Below are 15,710 nucleotides of genomic sequence, written 5' to 3' on the forward strand. Positions count from 1 at the left end.
AAAGCCGATTGACTCATTGTTCATGTTTTGTTCTTATGTTGCTCGTCCAGCCAAGGGAGCGAGCCATGGACAACCGCATCAACGAAATCCGCAGGATCATCAGGGCGTTACGCGTTAGCATGCGTGAGGCAGAGGCGATCATGCATGAGCAGATCAACAGGGACGAGGACTGCAGCTTCGTTGCGGGGGAGGTCATGAAGATGCGCGCGGTGATGAGCGGCCTCGTTCAGGAGCGGGCCGCGCTCGGAGACACCGACCCGATCGTCGTCGCCAACCTCTTCGTTCCCCGCCGGCGACCGATGCCATCGCGCGTTGGCGTTGAGAAGCGCCGCCTTGCTCCGCCGCGAGAGATGGCACGGGCATGAAGGGGGAGAGGCCGACCTACTTCTCCGACATGCCGGAGCCCCCGGAATTTCTGAAGGCTCTCCATCATGCGCGGCGCCTGTCCTGCCTCGAGGGCTGGTGCCGCATGCACATCGAGGCCATCCAGGTCGCGATCGACCAGTACGCGGAGGCGGCTCTCGGCAACCGGGAGTTCTTCCTCAACAAGCCGCACAGCATCGGTGGAAGTCGCAACAACGGCGAGGTGCCGTGACAGCGCATGTCAGCGTATCGACCTTTGACACGTCCGATGATCCCGCCCACTGGCGAAGCTTGGCGTCGGGTTGATTTTACCGATCGGAAACCATAGCGAATGATCTTAAAATTGTAACGAAACGACTTGGCTGTCTGTGCGTCGGTTCGTCGGAGGGCCCGTCCGATGACAGAGCGCCAGTTGAGAGAGCAGGAATTTCAGATCGCGCGTTACCGGCGTTTGGAACGCGAAGTGACCGATCCGTTGGCCGCGTGTCTGCTTCACGGCATCATCGAGGACCTCGAAGCCGAGCTGCGCAGGGACAGCCCGGATTGGCACGGGCCGCGCGATTAACGCTTTGTTAGCGCTGATCGTGTGGATGATGCGCGAGGGAATGCCAGGGGAGGCTGCTCCCATGTTGAAGGACGGCACCTATGCGGCGTGGTACAAGACGCCGCTCGATCAGGGTACCGGGATCGTCCATGTCGCAGACGGACAGATCTGGGGCTGCGACAGCCTGATGACCTATCACGGTTCCTGCAAGGTCGACGGAGATCGCTTCACCGCCACGGTGTCGACGAAGCGCCATACCGACGGACGCGCAACGGTCTTCGGCGTCGACGACGAGCTCACGCTGGACATCGAGGGAAACTGCCCGGGCAAGGTCGCGACCTACACGGCGACGGCAGCGCAAGTGCCGGGAATGATCCTCGAGGGCACGCTGATGCTGACGGAACAGCAGGCGCCCGCACCTGAACGAACCCGACGGGTGGCGCCGTTCAACCCCGACAAGCTGCCAAAATTGCCGAAGCACTCGCGCTGATCGCGAAAGCCCGCGCGCCAGCGCGGCGGACGTACCTCATGTCTGCTCCTGACCAAGGCAGACATTCCGGAATCAGGCCCGCCAAGCAACGAGAACGGTCCCGTCGTTGATCGTGGCAGCTCCGAGCCAATTCATCCGCGCCAGACTCCCACCGTCGTCAAGCAGATCACTGCGAATACGAAAGCTGATCTTCCGTGACGACTCGCTCAATTTTCTCCGACTTGCACTTGATGCGGTATCGGAGGCGTCCATCGGACTCGATGGGCATATGCTGGACGATGGTGTAAATCATCGGTGGCTCAGTTGCGGCACGTCCTTGTGGGCCTTGGGGCTGGTGGCGAACGTCTTCATTCAGCTTGTAGGCATACGACATATATCTACCTCGAATTCACAGTGGCTCTGACGCGGGGGCAGTCGTCGTATCCCTGGCAGGACAGGCGCTTGGTCAAGCGGAAGAGGTTACCATAGTCTGATGCGGCCAAACCGCGTCATAAGTCAGTCGTTCTCTTGCTTGACCGGTGCGGACAGACAATCGCCCAGAGCGGATCGGCGATGGCTGCACCATACGCCATATTTGCGAACTTTGGTCGCAATTTCCGAGCGGTTTTTGGCATTATATGAGCCTGCGGGCCCTCGTATCGAGGGGAACTGACAACTTCCTCGCCGGATTGAGCTGGGAATTCGAATGACGGTGGGGCTGGTATTTCGGCTTTAGGGGAGGTCGGCCGACGGTCACCGTGGCCCCTTTCGGACAACTTTGTCGCATTCGGCAATTCTGCATCCTCAGCCCTCGGCTCGCCCGCTTCTCAAACGACCCGCGATTCGCCATGGTGCCGCCGCCAGAGCATCACCCCGGAGCAGTATTAATGTCGGACAAGGTCTCGCGTCGCCAGTTCGCCACGCTGGCGGGATTGTCCGCGGCCGGAATTGCCGATCCTCTTGGGGGGGCGGACGCCAAGCCCGCATCGCCGCCGCGGAGCGGGGACGGCTTTCCACCGGGCTTCGTCTGGGGCACGGCGACCTCGTCCTATCAGGTCGAGGGCGCGGTCAATGAGGACGGTCGAGGGGTCTCGATCTGGGACAAGTTCGTCCGCATCCCCGGCAAGATCGAGGACGGCAGCACCGGCGACCGCGCCAACGAGCACTATCACCGCTACAAGGAGGACATCGCGCTCATCAGGGAGCTCGGCTGCAAGGCCTATCGCTTCTCGGTGGCCTGGCCGCGGCTGTTTCCGGACGGCGACGGCAAGCCGAACCCGAAGGGGCTCGACTTCTACAACCGCCTGGTCGACGAGCTCCTCAAGAACGGCATCGAGCCGTGGCTGACGCTCTATCATTGGGACCTGCCGCAATCGCTCCAGGACCGGTTTGGCGGCTGGCGCTCGACGGAGACCTGCAAGATCTTCGGTGATTACGCGGCCTATGTCGCCGAGCATCTGACTGATCGCGTCAAGAACGTATTCACACTGAACGAGAGCGGTCGCTTCGTCCATTTCGGTTACGGCATCGGTATCGACGCGCCGGGCGTGACACTGCCGCAAGCCGAGGTCAACCAGATCAGGCACAACAGCGCGCTCGCGCACGGGCTCGCGGTGCAGGCGGTACGCGCCCATGGACGCCGCGGCACCAGGGTGGGACCGGCCGAGAACATCGATGCCTGCGCGCCCGCGATCGATACGCCCGAGAACGTCCGCGCCGCCGAGATCGCGCTGCGCGAGATGAACGCCGGCTACCTCAACGTCATCATGACGGGCCAGTACACCGACGCCTTCCTGAAATTCGCCGGGCGCGACGCGCCGAAATACACCGATGCGGAGCTGAAGATCGTCTCCTCGCCGGTCGATTTCCTCGGCCTCAACATCTACGCGCCGCAGAACTACGTGGTGGCCTCCGACCAGGGCGCGGGCTTCATGCCGCTGCCAATCCCGAAATCGTTCCCGCACATGAATTCGGACTGGCTGCGCGTCGGACCCGAGACGATCTACTGGGTGCCGAAGCTGGCGGCGAAGATCTGGAAGACGGACGCGATCTATATCAGCGAGAACGGCACCTCCGGCGACGACGTCGTGACGCCCGACGGCAAGATCTACGACACCGACCGCATCATGTATCTGCGCAACTACCTCGCCCAGCTCCAGCGCGCCACCGCCGAAGGCGTGCCGGTGCGCGGCTACTTCCTCTGGAGCCTGATGGACAATTTCGAATGGGTGTTCGGGCTCAACAAGCGCTTTGGGCTCTACCACGTCAATTTCGACACCCAGGTGCGGACGCCGAAACTCAGCGCCAGCTTCTATCGCAACGTGATCGCGAAGAACGCGGCGGGCATGTGATTGCTCTCCCTCGCGCCGTTCGTGCGGAGGCGCGACGAGCTCGGCTCGCGCTTATGGCAGGGTGAGGGGTTCCGCCAGCGCGCATTGACTCCCTTCGTCCCGTGATTCAAAACGCTTCCAACCATTCAAGGGAAGGATAACGCCCATGACCGACGCACTCATCATCGATGCCTGCCGGACCCCGCGCGGCGTCGGCAAGGCCGGCAAGGGCGCGCTCTCGGGCATGCATCCGCAGCAGCTGGGAGCAACCGTGCTGCGCGCGCTCGCCACGCGCACCGGCATCGACACCGCCGACGTCGACGACATCGTCTGGGGCTGCAGCGCGCAGGTCGCAACGCAAGGCGGCGATCTCGGCCGCATGTCGGCGCTGGACGCCGGTTACGACGTGCGCGCGAGTGCCGTGACGCTCGACCGCTTCTGCGGCTCCGGCATCACCAGCGTCAACATGGCGGCGGCCTCGATCATGTCGGGCACGGAGGACCTCGTCGTCGCCGGCGGCTGCGAGATGATGTCGATGGAGGGGCGTCGCGGCGGCGGCCCGATGATGATGGACAACGGCAATCTGCGCCTGCGTGCGCGGCATCCGCAGTCGCATCAGGGCGTCTGCGCCGACGCGATCGCGACGCTGGAAGGCATCACGCGACGAGACGTCGACGCGCTCGGCCTCGAAAGCCAGAAGCGTGCCGCGCATGCGATCGCGAACGGCCACTTCAAGAAGAGCCTCGTGCCGGTGCATCGCGAGGACGGCAGCCTCGCGCTTGACCATGAAGAATATCCGCGGCCGCAGACCACGATGGAAGGGCTGGGCGCATTGAAGCCCGCGTTCCCCGCGGTCGCGGACCATGCGCTCGACGACAAGGGCACGACCTATCGCGGCCTGATCCTGCAGCAGTACCCCGATCTCGAGATCGACTTCATGCACCACGCCGGCAATTCGTCCGGCGTCGTCGACGGCGCCGCCGCGATCCTGCTGGCTTCGCCAGCTTACGCCAGGGCGCACGGCCTGAAGCCGCGCGCCCGCGTCGTCGCGATGGCGAACATGGGGGACTCGCCGACGCTGATGCTGAACGCGCCGGTGCCGGCGACGCGCAAGGTGCTGGCGAAGGCGGGGCTGACCGTCGACGACATCGACCTGTTCGAGATCAACGAGGCCTTTGCCGTGGTTGCGGAAAAATACATCCGCGACCTCAAGCTCGATCGCGCCAGGGTCAACGTCAATGGCGGCTCGATCGCGCTCGGCCATCCCATCGGCGCCACCGGCTCGATCCTGATCGGCACCGTGCTCGACGAGCTCGAACGGCGCGACTTGAAGCGCGGTCTCGTCACCATGTGCGCGGCGGGTGGCATGGCCCCGGCCGTCATCATCGAGCGCGTCTAGCTTATTTTCCAGGGTGAATCGCGACCGGCCTTTCAGAAAGAGGCCGGTCGTCGCTTGTCGAAAGCATCGAATCAGCTTTAGCAAGGCTGCGTGCGGGCCTTTGAAACAAGGTAAAATCCGCTGCCTGAGGCTTCTCCCGCTCCGGAAGTGGCTAAAAAGCAGGGTTTTTTGCCACAGAGGGCCAAAAAAGCCCGTAAAACCCCGACAAAACTGTGCAGAAGGCTATAGGCCTTCACCGGTTGGTCTAATATGCAGCCGTCAACGAATCAGAGGAGACACGATGGCCACCCAAATGTCGAAATCGCAGCTGATCGAAAAGATCGCGACCACCACCGAGCTTTCCAAGCGTGACGTCAAGAGCGTCATGGAGACGCTGACCGACGTCGGCCACAAGGAGCTCAAGAAGAACGGCCTGTTCCTGGTGCCGGGCTTCGCCAAGTTCGTGGTCATCAAGAAGCCCGCGACCAAGGCGCGCAAGGGCACCAACCCGTTCACGGGCGAAGAGATGATGTTCAAGGCCAAGCCGGCCCGGAAGATCGTCCGCGCCCGCCCGGTCAAGGCCGCCAAGGACGCCGTGGGCTAACAATGCAAAGGCCCCCTCGAGCGAGGGGGCCTTTTGTTCGGGGCTGTCGCGAGGACTTGAGACGGAGGGCTCAACCCTTGCGGCGCTTCGCGCGGACCGGGACCGGCTGAAGCCGCGGTCCTGACGCCGCCAGCGCATCGCGAACCCCGTCGATGGCGCGATCGAGCAACTGGCGCAGCCGTTGTGTTGTCCGGGATCGTTTCGCTCTTTCCAGCAGTTTTTTCATCGCATTCACTCCGCCGCTTCGACCTTGGCCTCGATCTTGGCCTCGGCCGGCTCGAGCGCCGCGGCGATGGCTTCGTCGACGCGCTCCAGCCAGATGAATTCGAGGTTGTCCCGCGCGCTCTGCGGGATGTCGTCGTAGTCCCGCTTGTTGCGCGCCGGCAGCATCACCCGCTTCAGGCCCGCGGCCGCGGCCGCCACCACCTTCTCCTTGATGCCGCCGACCGGCAGCACCAGGCCGCGCAGCGAGATCTCGCCGGTCATGGCGGTGTCGCTGCGCACCGTGCGATTGGTGAGCAGGGACGTCAGCGCCGTGAACATCGCAACGCCCGCGCTCGGCCCGTCCTTCGGGGTCGCGCCCGCGGGTACGTGAACGTGGATGTCGCTCTTCTCGAACAGCTGCGGATCGATGCCGAGTTGCGTGGCCTTGCTCTTCACCAGCGTCATCGCAGCCTGCACGCTCTCGCGCATGACCTCGCCGAGCTGGCCGGTCAGGATCATGCCGCCGCGGCCTGATACGCGCGAGGCCTCGATGAACAGGATGTCGCCGCCGACCGGCGTCCAGGCAAGGCCGGTGGCCACGCCCGGGATGCTGGTGCGCTGCGCGATCTCGCCCTCGAAGCGCGGCTGGCCGAGCACGGTGCCGATATCCTTCGGCGTCACGACGACCCTGACAGCGGTGCCCTCGGCGACCTGCACCGCGGCGTGCCGGAACAGCTTTCCGATCTCGCGCTCGAGGTTACGCACGCCGGCTTCTCGGGTGTAGCCCTTGACCACCAGCTTCAGCGCCTCCGGCTCGATCTCGGCTTGCTCCGGCGTCAAGCCGTTGGCCTCGAGCTGCCGCCGCACCAGATAGCGCCGCGCGATCTCCAGCTTCTCATCCTCGGTGTAGCCGGCGAGGCTGATCAGCTCCATGCGGTCCAGCAGCGGACCCGGGATCTGGTCCAGCATGTTGGCGGTCGCGATGAACACGACGCGCGACAGGTCGAAGGGCACGCCCAGATAATTATCCCGGAACGTCCCGTTCTGCTCGGGGTCGAGCACCTCCAGCATCGCGGCGGACGGATCGCCCTGCACGCCGCGGCCCATCTTGTCGATCTCGTCCAGCATCATGATGCAGTTGCGGGTGCCGGCCTTCTTGATGCCCTGGATGATATTGCCGGGGAGCGCGCCGATATAGGTGCGCCGATGGCCGCGGATCTCGGCCTCGTCATGCACGCCGCCGAGGCTGACGCGCACGAAGGGACGATCCATCGCGCGTGCGATGGATTGGCCGAGCGAGGTCTTGCCGACGCCGGGCGGTCCAACGAAGCACAGGATCGGCGCCTTGCCCTGCGGCGCCAGCTTGCGCACCGCCAGATATTCGATGATCCGGCTCTTGATCTTCTCCAGGCCAAAATGATCGGCGTCGAGGATGCGGCGCGCTTCCTTGATGTCGATGGGCTTCTCCGCAGGCAGCGCCCACGGCAGCTCGATCAGCCAGTCCAGGTAAGTGCGGACCATGCCGGCCTCGCCGGCGGCCTCCGGCATGCGCTCGTAGCGCCGCAGCTCCTTCTTCGCATGCGCGTCCGCCTCGGGCGGCATGTTGGCCTTGGCGATGGCAGCGGTCAGCTCGGCGACCTCGGCCGCCTTGCCGTCGCCTTCGCCGAGCTGGCGCTGGATGGTCGCCATCTGCTCGCGCAGGATCGCCTCGCGCTGCCGCTCGTCGAAGCTGGCGCGGGTCTGCTGGCCGATCTCGTTGCTGATGCGCAGCACCTCCAGCCGTTCGGCCAGATGCTTCGACACCTTCTCGACACGCAAGGCGAGGTCGATGGTCTCCAGCACCTCCTGCTTGTCCTGCGGCTTGATGTCCATGAACGAGGTCGCCAGGTCCGCCAGCGCGCCGGGCGCGGTGGTGCCCTGGAACATCGCGATCAGCTCGGGCGGCGCCTGCGGCAGCAGCTCGATCGCCTCGATGGCCTGGCGCTGCAGGTTCAGCCCGCGGGCCTCGATCTCGGGCGTGCTCGTGGTCGGCTCCGGGATCTGCTGGATTCGCGCGGCCGGGAACGGCGTCCCCGGCAGGAAGTCGAGGATGCGCGCGCGCTGCACGCCTTGGCAGACGATGTGATGAGTGCCGTCGGGCGCGGTGATGTAGCGCACGATGTTGGCGATGGTCGCGACCCGATAGAGGTCGTCCGGTCCGGGCTCCTCGGTCTCGGGGCTGCGTTGCAGGACGATGCCGACCGGCCGCTGCTCGCGCAGCGCCTGTTGCGCGGCGGCGACCGATTTCGGCCGCGCGATCGCGATCGGCGCGATGGCGCCGGGGAACAGCACCATCTCGCGCACGGGGATGATGATCAGCGCGTCTTCGGGGATTTTCACGTCGGAATTGCTCTGGGGACTGGTCTGTGCGGTATTCATTTGTTCGGTGGCCATGATCGACCTCAGGATTTGGCGAGGCGCAGCGCGACGCAGCCGTCCATCACGAAGCGGCTGATGGCGTAGCGGCCAACGGGCAATGCAATGCGGCGCTCAAAACGCCCCTGCGGCAGTTCGAGCCGGTGGATGCGGGCGTTGCGAAGCTCCGGCGGAAGGGTGCGCTGGCCGGAGATGACGAGCACGCCGTCATGGATGACAGTCTCGACATTGTCGGGATTGACGCCGGGGAGCGCGACCAGGATCAGCAGCTCATGCTCGGTTTCGAGCACGTCGATCGGTGGCTCCCAGCAGGCTTCCTGGCGGCCGAACTGCTGGCGCAGCCGTTCGGCGCGGGTCAGCGAGTCCAGGGCTTCGGACAGCATCCAGTCGAGGGGATTTTTGGGTTGCATGATGCGGGCTCGGCGGTGGGGAACGCTGAATATGGGGCCGGTTCCCGAGAATTCCAGCCCGGCGGCGCGGAGGTGCCATGCGGATCGTGCGATCCGAAAAGACAAGCGCCGCGGCCTTCCGGGCCGCGGCGCTCGTTGTCACGCGATATGCGGCTCAGGCCGCCTGGCGGTATTCCTCTTCCGCCTCGAGGTTGATCACGGAGGTGGCGAGCTCGGTCAGCGCGTGATCGGTCGCCTCTTCCTCGTCCAGCGTCGCCTGCAGCAGCCTTGCGGCGTCCTGCATGCCGAGCTCCTCGGCCCAGGTGCGCAGCGTGCCGTAGCGGGAGATCTCGTAGTGCTCGACCGCCTGCGCGGCTGCGAGCAGGCCGGCGTCGAGCGCAGGCGCGTTCTTGAACTCCTTCATGATCTCGGCGCCTTCGTCGGTGATGCCGTTGATCGCTTCGCAAGGCTTGCCGCGGGCCGGCTTGCCCAGCATCTTGAAGATCTGGTCCAGACGTTTGACCTGGCCCTGCGTTTCGCGCAGGTGCTTGTTGAAAGCCGCCGCGAGCTGCTTCGAGTTGGCAGCCTTGGCCATCTTGGGCAAGGTCTTGATGATCTTGTTCTCGGCGAAATAGATGTCTTTGAGCGTCTCCAGGAATAGGTCGCTCAACATCTTCGGCGCCTGACGGGCGCGGCCCGTCGACGATTTCTTGGTTGTGCGCTTCTTTGCTCGTTTGGCCATACATCCTCCTCTTGAGGTGACACGCGAAGGCATCGCCTTCCGCAATCCTCAGGCGATCAAAAGCTTTCGGAGAACGAAAGTTCCAAACTGCAGCTTGCGCTCAGGTCGGGCGCTTGTAGGGATCTTCCTGCCGCTGCCGCGCCTCGGTGTTGCGGTCGAGCTGTTCGCGCTCGCGGCGCCGCAGGCGGCCCGCCTTCGCCACGCCGTAGACGAGGACCGCACCGAGCACGAAGGCTCCGATGAACCAGAGCCAGAGCAGGTTGCTCGAAAGCTGGCCCAGCAACATTCCAATTCCACTGTCGCTCATTGTGCATCTCCGGTGATTTCCAAAGCGGTTCTTCCGGGCTAAGTCAGTCCGCCAGCCATCGTTCCTGCGTCCAGAGAGCCCACCGAGACATGATCGACTTCACCCTGTCCGCGTTCGTGACGCTGTTGCTCGTGATCGATCCCGTGGGCCTTGCGCCGGCTTTCCTCGCTGCGACCGGAGGCATGCCCGACAAGACAAAACGCACCATCGCGCTGCGCGCGCCGCTGATTGCGGCGTCGATCCTGGTGGTGATCGCGCTGATCGGAAACTGGTTGCTGCGCCAGCTCGGGATCGGCATCCCCGCCTTCCAGATCGCCGGCGGGCTGCTGCTGTTCGGCGTGTCCTACCAGATGATCTTCGGCGACCGTCCGCATCGCGAGGCCCGCGTGGCCGACAAGGCAACCTCGGAGCATGCCTCCGACGTCGCGGTATTCCCGTTGGCGATCCCGATGATGGCCGGTCCGGGCGCGATCGCGACCACGCTGCTCCTGACCGGCGATGCCGGCTACGGGCCGAGGCTCGCGATCATCATCGCGGTCGTGCTCGCGGTGTGCCTGCTCTGCATGCTCTGCTTTGTCTCGGCGAGCCTGATTGCCCGCACCCTCGGGCGCACCGGAAATGCGGTGCTGTCGCGCGTGCTCGGCATGTTGCTCGCCGCCTATTCGGTGCAGTTCGTGATCAACGGAATCGCGGCCGTACGGGCGGGCCTGCCGTAGACCTGCGACAGTCTGTTAATAGTTTGATTTTCATGTTTATTTCATGATGCCATGAGGCGGCTGACGGGATCGTGCGCGATCCGGTCCTCTTTCTCTTGCGCTGCCACATTGCTTTGACGTACTCCCCGTCTGACAGGCGCCCATCGTCAGGAAATCGAGATGTCGATGACAGCGGACGAGCTCGACAAGAGACAGGCCATCATCGACGCCTGCCGCCGCATGAACGCGCTCGGCATCAACCAGGGCACCTCGGGCAATATCAGCGTCCGACATGCGGACGGGCTTCTGGTCACGCCGACCAGCGTGGCGTACGACGCCATGACGCCGGACCAGATCGTGTTCATGACGATGGACGGCTCGCACGCGCCCGCTCACAAGCCGTCCAGCGAGTGGCGCTTCCACCGCGACATCCTGAAGGCCCGGCCCGAAATCGACGCCGTCGTCCACGCCCATCCGACCTATTGCACCATTCTGGCGATCATGGGCCGGGAGATCCCGCCCGTGCACTACATGATCGCGGTCGCCGGCGGCGACAGCATCCGCTGCGCGCCCTATGCCACCTTCGGAACGGTGGAGTTGTCCGAACACGCAGTGCAGGCGCTGGAGGGCCGGCTTGCCTGCCTGCTCGACCATCACGGCATGATCGCGATCGGCAAGTCGTTGGACAAGGCGATGTGGCTCGCCGTCGAGGTCGAGACGCTGGCGCGGCAATATCACGGCTGTCTCCAGATCGGAGAGCCGCCGCTGCTGTCGAGCGCCGAGATCGAACGGGTCCGCCAGCGCATGTCCGGTTACGGCATGTCGGAAGGGTAGGGCGGACAGAAAGTGTTCCTGCGGATCAGACATCTCGCCGACCGCAAGGGGACGAACCGCGTCATGGTTCGGCTGCGGGCGCTGCTGCGCAGCAACGAATTCTATCTGATCCCGCTGGCGCTGGTGATCGGCACGCTTGCCGGCGCCATCGTGACACTGATGGCCGAGATTGCACAGATTGCCCATATGGTGATCTACGGCATTCCCATCGATGTCCGCCTGTCTGCCAATACCAGCGTTAGTCCCTGGGCTGCGCTGATCGCGCCCGCGCTGGGCGGATTGTCGCTCGGCATCATGGAGTGGTGGCGGCGACGGCTCAAGCTCTCCAGTGCGGTCGATCCGATCGAGGCGAACGCGCTGCGTGGCGGCAATCTGTCGATGCGCGACAGTGTGGTTGTGTCGAGCCAGACGTTGATCTCGAACGGTTGCGGCGCCTCCGTCGGCCTCGAGGCGGGCTATACCCAGATCGGCTCGGGCATCGCCTCGCTGCTCGGCAAGTTCTTCAATCTACGCCGCAACGATCTGCGCCTGATCGTTGGCTGCGGCGCCGCTGCGGCGATCGCGGCGGCCTTCGGTGCACCGATCACGGGCGCCTTCTACGCCTGTGAGCTGATCGTCGGCGTCTATTCGGTCGGCAGCGCCGCGCCGATCCTCGCCGCCTCGCTCGCCGGTGCGCTGACCGCGCAATGGCTCGGCGGCGCGCCATACTCGCTCGAAATACCCAAGGTCAGCGCCGTCGGCGTCGAGCAATATCTGGCGCTGATCGGGCTCGCCCTCGTCACCAGCGGCGTCGGCATCGCCGTGATGCGCTCGTCCTCGATGTTCGAGCGCCTGTTCAAATGGCTGCCGGTCTGGCTGCGCCCCGTGATCGGCGGCCTCATCGTCGGCGGCTTTGCGATTGTCACGCCGCAGGTGCTGGCGGCCGGCCACGGCGCGATGGTGCTCGATCTCTTTCACGACATGACGATCGGCCTGATCGCGCTGATCATCGCCTTGAAGGTGACGGCCTGCCTGATCTCGCTCGCCTCCGGCTTCCGCGGCGGGCTGTTCTTTGCCTCGCTGTTCGTCGGGAGCCTGATCGGAAAGTTCTTTGCCGCGGTGCTGGTCTTGATCAGCCCGAACTTCGTGATCGATCCGCTGGTCGCGATGCTGACGGGCATGGCGACGCTCGGCGTCGCCATCGTCGGCGGTCCCTTGACCATGTCGTTCCTCGTGCTCGAGATGACCCGCAATGTCGACGTCACCGCCGTGGTGCTCGCCGGCTGCATCGTCACCTCGATCTGCGTCCGCTTCATGTTCGGGCACTCCTTCTCGACCTGGCGCCTGCATCTGCGCGGCGAGACCATCCGCAGCGCCAACGACGTCGGCTGGCTGCGCAACCTCACCGTCGAGCGGCTGATGCGCTCCGATGTCGGCAAGGTGCCGTCGACCACGACGATCGCGGCGGTCCGCCGCGAATTCGCGCTGGGCTCGCGCCCCGGGATCGTCATCGTCAACAATGCGGACGAATATGTCGGCCTCGTCCTGCTGCCCGATCTGTTCTCCGGCGACCTCGACAGCATCGCCGACGAGATCCAGGTGATCGAGCTCGCGCGCCTGACCGAGATCGTGCTGATCCCGGAAATGAACGTGAAGTCGGCGATGGCGGTGTTCGACGAGGCGGAGGCCGAGATGCTGGCGGTGGTCGATTCCACCGACAGCCGCAAGGTGGTCGGCTTCCTCACCGAGACCTTCGTCCGGCGCCGCTATGTCGAGGAAATCGACAAGGCGACGCGCGGCGTCCTCGGCGCGCTGTCGTAAGGTCATGCGGAAGCGGGACGGCGTGCATCATGCGCCGCCGTCCGCGCCTGCTACCGGCCCGGTTGGGAGGGAGCCGCGACGAGGCTGGCCACGATCCGGCGGACCAGGGGCAGCACCATCAGCAGCGTCGGAAAGGCAACGAGCCATGACAGTGCCCAGGCGCCCGGCCAGGTCGCGAGAAACGCCGGCGTTGCGCCGAGGCTTCGGAAGGTGGAAATGACCGACACCACGGCCGTCATGAGGATGGACAGCACGAATGGCATCACGATCGGCGCATAGCGCGCCGGCAGTTTGCGAACCGCAATCATCTGGTTTCTCTTTGGAATAGGACGCGTCAGTCACGTTGAACCTGCAAATGGCATCGATCCCGACGGCGTCGGTTGATGCGTTGGTTCACGTAAAACGCTTACGGCGACCGAAAAACGGTGCGTCTGTTCATTATCCGCTCATGTTGGATGGTTCAAGCTGGATCTGGACGTTCGGTTTACAATCGTTCAAAGCGTGGCAGATTGCCGCGATCGCGAAACCATTTCAGTGGTTTGTGCATTAAGTCTTGTTTGATTATGTCGCTTTGAGCGAGAACAGGGAAGGTCACCATGAATAAAGGACCGAGGATTTCTGCAGCCGGCCGCAACGTTGTGTTGGTGGCTTTCGCAAGTCTCGCTCTGATGACGGCCTCTATCACGCCTTCGGCTGCCAACTCGCCCGCGCCCAGCAAGGCCGCTGCCGCGAGCCCGGCCGCTCCGGCTGCCACCGATTTCAGCGCCGCTCGCCGGCACCGCTATTATCGACGAGGTCCGAACGCTGCAGGTCTCGCCTTCATGGGCGTGGCGGCAGGTCTGATCGGCGGCGCGATCGCAGAGAGCAGGCGCCAGGAGTACTACGAGGAACGCTATAATTACGGCCGCGGTCCTTACTACGGCGGCCAGGGATATTACGGCGGCGGCCCCTACTATGGTCCGCGTGGCTATTATCAGCAGTATTAGGCGCCTGTCTTCGCCTCAGTCTCGATTCGCGCCAAAGGGGCGGTGTTTTGCACCGCCCCTTGTTGCTTCTGCGGGAGGCGTCTCATTGCGCGACCTGTGTCGCGGGTGCGTCAATCCCCTCCGGTAAATATATTCCGCTTTACCGAAATTCGGTTTTGGCGTATGTGTCGCGCATCCCGGTTCATCCTTGAGGGGCGATCTTGTGGTCGTCACGTTCGCGAGCCGGGCTTGCGGTGGACGCGGCAGCGTTCGGGTACGAGAGGTGTGGGCGGGGCGGATTGCTCTCCGTGAGCCCAAGGCTTCGTGCCGACGAGCGGCGCTGCTAGGCTTCGTCTCGTCATCAGGTCGGCGGCAACGTGCACAATGTCGTCGAAACCGGTGGCGAAATGGCGGGCCGTGCGTACGGCAAAACCGTGTGGTCCTGGCGTCCAGTCATTTCGGGCGGTCGGGGAAAACTAAAAAGCCTCGACCAATGAACGGCTTAGCAGGATCGGCGCGCGGCGCCGTATCCCGCTGGTAAGCGCCCGGCCCTATTAGGCCCTAGTTTCACATGCTGCCGTTTTAAGGCGAGAGTTGGGGCTGCGCCCGCGCGAGGTTCAGACCTGGCCCGGTTGCGCCCGGTGGCTCGGAAGGATCGCGGGCCTGCTGGATGCGATGGCCGGGCTTGCGCGCTGATCCTTGTGGCCCGGTGCGGCGGCGCACGGTAGGACTCTCTAATTCGGTTCTGCTTATCATCGTGTCAGCCTTGCTCTTGGAGCGAAGCCCGTGCTCCACCGCGCCGTGGTGATGGCGCGAACCGTAATGCCGTCCGCTAGGGGCGGCGAGCCGTTGCGCCTGATGCCGCCGGTCGTTGCGAGCGCTGGCGATGACGCTCAGGGCCAAGCGGCTGAGGCGCTCGCGAGCGGCTCCATTAGCGACCGTGCCGAGAACGGCTTCGTGAGGTAGGCGAGACATCCTGAGAGTACCGCAGCTGTGCGAACGGCGGGGGTGTCGTTCCCAGTCATGAAGATGACCGGCACAGAATTGTGCGCTGTTGTGAGGTCATGCCTCAGCTCTATGCCTGACCTGTCGCCCAAGTTGATGTCGAGAAGGACACAAACAACGCTGCCGAAATCGTGGAGATTTTCAAAGGCTTCCGCAGAGGGAAGCAACACGCTGCGGTACCCGTATTGCCGCAGCAGCCGTCCTATGCTCCGCAGCAATGCGGGATCGTCATCCACGACAACAACTTGCTGATTTGAAGCGTGCATAAAATGCGCTCCAATGAATGGCGGGAACGCGACGGTCTCTATGTTGAGTCGGGTCCCGGATCTACTGGCCCTTAGGACAATGAAGCCGTCTGTTGGCTATCGTGGATACCACCCAAAACCCCAACTCGCTCGGCAACCGAAACGAGTTCGGCCAAGGTCCGAACCTGCATTTTCTCCATCACCCCGTGGCGATGGGCCTTGATCGTCCGCTCGCCCGCTCCCAAGATACTGCCGATCTGCTTATTGGTCTTGCCAGCAACGATCAGTTCAAATACTTGCCGCTCCCTCGGCGTCAGTTTGGCGATGAGGGCGCGAACAACATCCAGCTTGGTCTGTTGCTCACGGAAGGCTCGACGGCGTGCGAACGCCCGTTCAATTGCCGTAAGAAGGTCGTCGGACG

General features: G+C 64.1%; 19 protein-coding genes. 11 read left to right on the forward strand and 8 right to left on the reverse strand.

Translation table 11 applies throughout. The annotated features are described in order from the left end of the window. Positions 1-65 precede the first annotated feature (65 nt). The 7 genes from C7G41_RS38015 to C7G41_RS32980 all read left to right on the forward strand — a co-directional run bounded on the left by C7G41_RS38015 (position 66) and on the right by C7G41_RS32980 (position 5,688). Positions 66-365, forward strand: a complete 300-nt coding sequence (locus C7G41_RS38015; protein WP_199198736.1) for a hypothetical protein — start codon at positions 66-68, stop codon at positions 363-365. Further along, positions 362-595, forward strand: a complete 234-nt coding sequence (locus C7G41_RS38020) for a hypothetical protein (RefSeq protein ID WP_027566566.1) — start codon at positions 362-364, stop codon at positions 593-595. The genes C7G41_RS38015 and C7G41_RS38020 overlap by 4 nt, the downstream gene beginning before the upstream one ends. Before the next feature lie 165 nt (positions 596-760). Beyond that, complete coding sequence (locus C7G41_RS38025; RefSeq protein WP_199198737.1) at positions 761-928, forward strand: hypothetical protein; 168 nt, start codon at positions 761-763, stop codon at positions 926-928. 61 nt (positions 929-989) lie between these two features. Then, positions 990-1,397: a hypothetical protein gene (locus C7G41_RS32960; protein ID WP_199198738.1), complete on the forward strand. Its 408-nt coding sequence runs from the start codon at positions 990-992 to the stop codon at positions 1,395-1,397. Between the two features lie 866 nt (positions 1,398-2,263). Further along, entirely contained in the window at positions 2,264-3,727 is a 1,464-nt protein-coding gene (locus C7G41_RS32970; protein WP_106946437.1) for a GH1 family beta-glucosidase, read from the forward strand. 145 nt (positions 3,728-3,872) lie between these two features. Beyond that, the gene (locus tag C7G41_RS32975; RefSeq protein WP_106946438.1) at positions 3,873-5,105 is read left to right on the forward strand and encodes an acetyl-CoA C-acetyltransferase; all 1,233 of its coding nucleotides are present in this window, start codon (positions 3,873-3,875) and stop codon (positions 5,103-5,105) included. Between the two features lie 280 nt (positions 5,106-5,385). After that, entirely contained in the window at positions 5,386-5,688 is a 303-nt protein-coding gene (locus C7G41_RS32980) for an HU family DNA-binding protein (protein ID WP_007601427.1), read from the forward strand. Positions 5,689-5,758: 70 nt separating this feature from the next. On the opposite strand, the gene C7G41_RS38030 is transcribed toward C7G41_RS32980, so the two are convergent. The 5 genes from C7G41_RS38030 to C7G41_RS33000 form a co-directional block, all read right to left on the reverse strand. Further along, positions 5,759-5,914, reverse strand: coding sequence for a hypothetical protein (locus C7G41_RS38030; RefSeq protein WP_199198739.1), 156 nt, complete (start codon positions 5,912-5,914; stop codon positions 5,759-5,761). A 5-nt stretch (positions 5,915-5,919) separates the two neighbouring features. Further along, positions 5,920-8,325, reverse strand: a complete 2,406-nt coding sequence (gene lon, locus C7G41_RS32985; protein WP_106946439.1) for an endopeptidase La — start codon at positions 8,323-8,325, stop codon at positions 5,920-5,922. Between the two features lie 8 nt (positions 8,326-8,333). Beyond that, positions 8,334-8,717, reverse strand: a complete 384-nt coding sequence (locus C7G41_RS32990) for an Hsp20/alpha crystallin family protein (protein ID WP_007601432.1) — start codon at positions 8,715-8,717, stop codon at positions 8,334-8,336. A 154-nt stretch (positions 8,718-8,871) separates the two neighbouring features. Continuing rightward, entirely contained in the window at positions 8,872-9,438 is a 567-nt protein-coding gene (locus tag C7G41_RS32995; RefSeq protein WP_106946440.1) for a ferritin-like domain-containing protein, read from the reverse strand. Between the two features lie 100 nt (positions 9,439-9,538). Continuing rightward, on the reverse strand, positions 9,539-9,745 hold the full coding sequence (locus C7G41_RS33000; RefSeq protein ID WP_106946441.1) for a hypothetical protein: 207 nt from the start codon (positions 9,743-9,745) through the stop codon (positions 9,539-9,541). 89 nt (positions 9,746-9,834) lie between these two features. Between C7G41_RS33000 and C7G41_RS33005 the strand changes: the two genes are divergently transcribed. The 3 genes from C7G41_RS33005 to C7G41_RS33015 all read left to right on the forward strand — a co-directional run bounded on the left by C7G41_RS33005 (position 9,835) and on the right by C7G41_RS33015 (position 13,074). Continuing rightward, positions 9,835-10,461 (forward strand): MarC family protein, encoded by a 627-nt coding sequence (locus tag C7G41_RS33005; protein WP_106946442.1) that lies wholly within the window; start codon positions 9,835-9,837, stop codon positions 10,459-10,461. A 159-nt stretch (positions 10,462-10,620) separates the two neighbouring features. Then, complete coding sequence (locus tag C7G41_RS33010; RefSeq protein ID WP_199198740.1) at positions 10,621-11,274, forward strand: L-fuculose-phosphate aldolase; 654 nt, start codon at positions 10,621-10,623, stop codon at positions 11,272-11,274. Positions 11,275-11,286: 12 nt separating this feature from the next. Further along, positions 11,287-13,074: a chloride channel protein gene (locus tag C7G41_RS33015; protein WP_106946443.1), complete on the forward strand. Its 1,788-nt coding sequence runs from the start codon at positions 11,287-11,289 to the stop codon at positions 13,072-13,074. Between the two features lie 50 nt (positions 13,075-13,124). On the opposite strand, the gene C7G41_RS33020 is transcribed toward C7G41_RS33015, so the two are convergent. Continuing rightward, positions 13,125-13,382, reverse strand: coding sequence for a DUF2798 domain-containing protein (locus C7G41_RS33020; protein ID WP_106946444.1), 258 nt, complete (start codon positions 13,380-13,382; stop codon positions 13,125-13,127). A 360-nt stretch (positions 13,383-13,742) separates the two neighbouring features. Between C7G41_RS33020 and C7G41_RS33025 the strand changes: the two genes are divergently transcribed. Next, positions 13,743-14,060 carry a hypothetical protein gene (locus tag C7G41_RS33025; RefSeq protein WP_373681178.1) on the forward strand — a complete coding sequence of 106 codons (318 nt, stop codon included), beginning with the start codon at positions 13,743-13,745 and terminating at the stop codon, positions 14,058-14,060. Between the two features lie 872 nt (positions 14,061-14,932). Here C7G41_RS33025 and C7G41_RS33035 read toward each other — a convergent pair. Both C7G41_RS33035 and C7G41_RS33040 read right to left on the reverse strand, forming a co-directional pair. Next, a complete protein-coding gene (locus tag C7G41_RS33035; RefSeq protein ID WP_106946446.1) occupies positions 14,933-15,310 on the reverse strand; it encodes a response regulator transcription factor in 378 nt (125 codons plus the stop codon). 71 nt (positions 15,311-15,381) lie between these two features. Next, a partial coding sequence (locus C7G41_RS33040) for a response regulator transcription factor (protein ID WP_245446833.1) occupies positions 15,382-15,710 on the reverse strand: 329 nt, incomplete at its 5' end.

It is taken from the genome of Bradyrhizobium sp. MOS002, from assembly GCF_003020115.1.
Lineage (GTDB): Bacteria > Pseudomonadota > Alphaproteobacteria > Rhizobiales > Xanthobacteraceae > Bradyrhizobium.

Coding starts and splice junctions, on each gene's coding strand:
- C7G41_RS32995 (WP_106946440.1), bottom strand. CDS start 9,438: ATGGCCAAACGAGCAAAGAAGCGCACAACCAAGAAATCGTCGACGGGC.
- C7G41_RS33000 (WP_106946441.1), bottom strand. CDS start 9,745: ATGAGCGACAGTGGAATTGGAATGTTGCTGGGCCAGCTTTCGAGCAAC.
- C7G41_RS32980 (WP_007601427.1), top strand. CDS start 5,386: ATGGCCACCCAAATGTCGAAATCGCAGCTGATCGAAAAGATCGCGACC.
- C7G41_RS32990 (WP_007601432.1), bottom strand. CDS start 8,717: ATGCAACCCAAAAATCCCCTCGACTGGATGCTGTCCGAAGCCCTGGAC.
- C7G41_RS32975 (WP_106946438.1), top strand. CDS start 3,873: ATGACCGACGCACTCATCATCGATGCCTGCCGGACCCCGCGCGGCGTC.
- C7G41_RS38015 (WP_199198736.1), top strand. CDS start 66: ATGGACAACCGCATCAACGAAATCCGCAGGATCATCAGGGCGTTACGC.
- lon (WP_106946439.1), bottom strand. CDS start 8,325: ATGGCCACCGAACAAATGAATACCGCACAGACCAGTCCCCAGAGCAAT.
- C7G41_RS38030 (WP_199198739.1), bottom strand. CDS start 5,914: ATGAAAAAACTGCTGGAAAGAGCGAAACGATCCCGGACAACACAACGG.
- C7G41_RS33035 (WP_106946446.1), bottom strand. CDS start 15,310: ATGCACGCTTCAAATCAGCAAGTTGTTGTCGTGGATGACGATCCCGCA.
- C7G41_RS33005 (WP_106946442.1), top strand. CDS start 9,835: ATGATCGACTTCACCCTGTCCGCGTTCGTGACGCTGTTGCTCGTGATC.
- C7G41_RS32970 (WP_106946437.1), top strand. CDS start 2,264: ATGTCGGACAAGGTCTCGCGTCGCCAGTTCGCCACGCTGGCGGGATTG.
- C7G41_RS38025 (WP_199198737.1), top strand. CDS start 761: ATGACAGAGCGCCAGTTGAGAGAGCAGGAATTTCAGATCGCGCGTTAC.
- C7G41_RS33025 (WP_373681178.1), top strand. CDS start 13,743: ATGACGGCCTCTATCACGCCTTCGGCTGCCAACTCGCCCGCGCCCAGC.
- C7G41_RS33020 (WP_106946444.1), bottom strand. CDS start 13,382: ATGATTGCGGTTCGCAAACTGCCGGCGCGCTATGCGCCGATCGTGATG.
- C7G41_RS38020 (WP_027566566.1), top strand. CDS start 362: ATGAAGGGGGAGAGGCCGACCTACTTCTCCGACATGCCGGAGCCCCCG.
- C7G41_RS33010 (WP_199198740.1), top strand. CDS start 10,621: ATGTCGATGACAGCGGACGAGCTCGACAAGAGACAGGCCATCATCGAC.
- C7G41_RS32960 (WP_199198738.1), top strand. CDS start 990: ATGTTGAAGGACGGCACCTATGCGGCGTGGTACAAGACGCCGCTCGAT.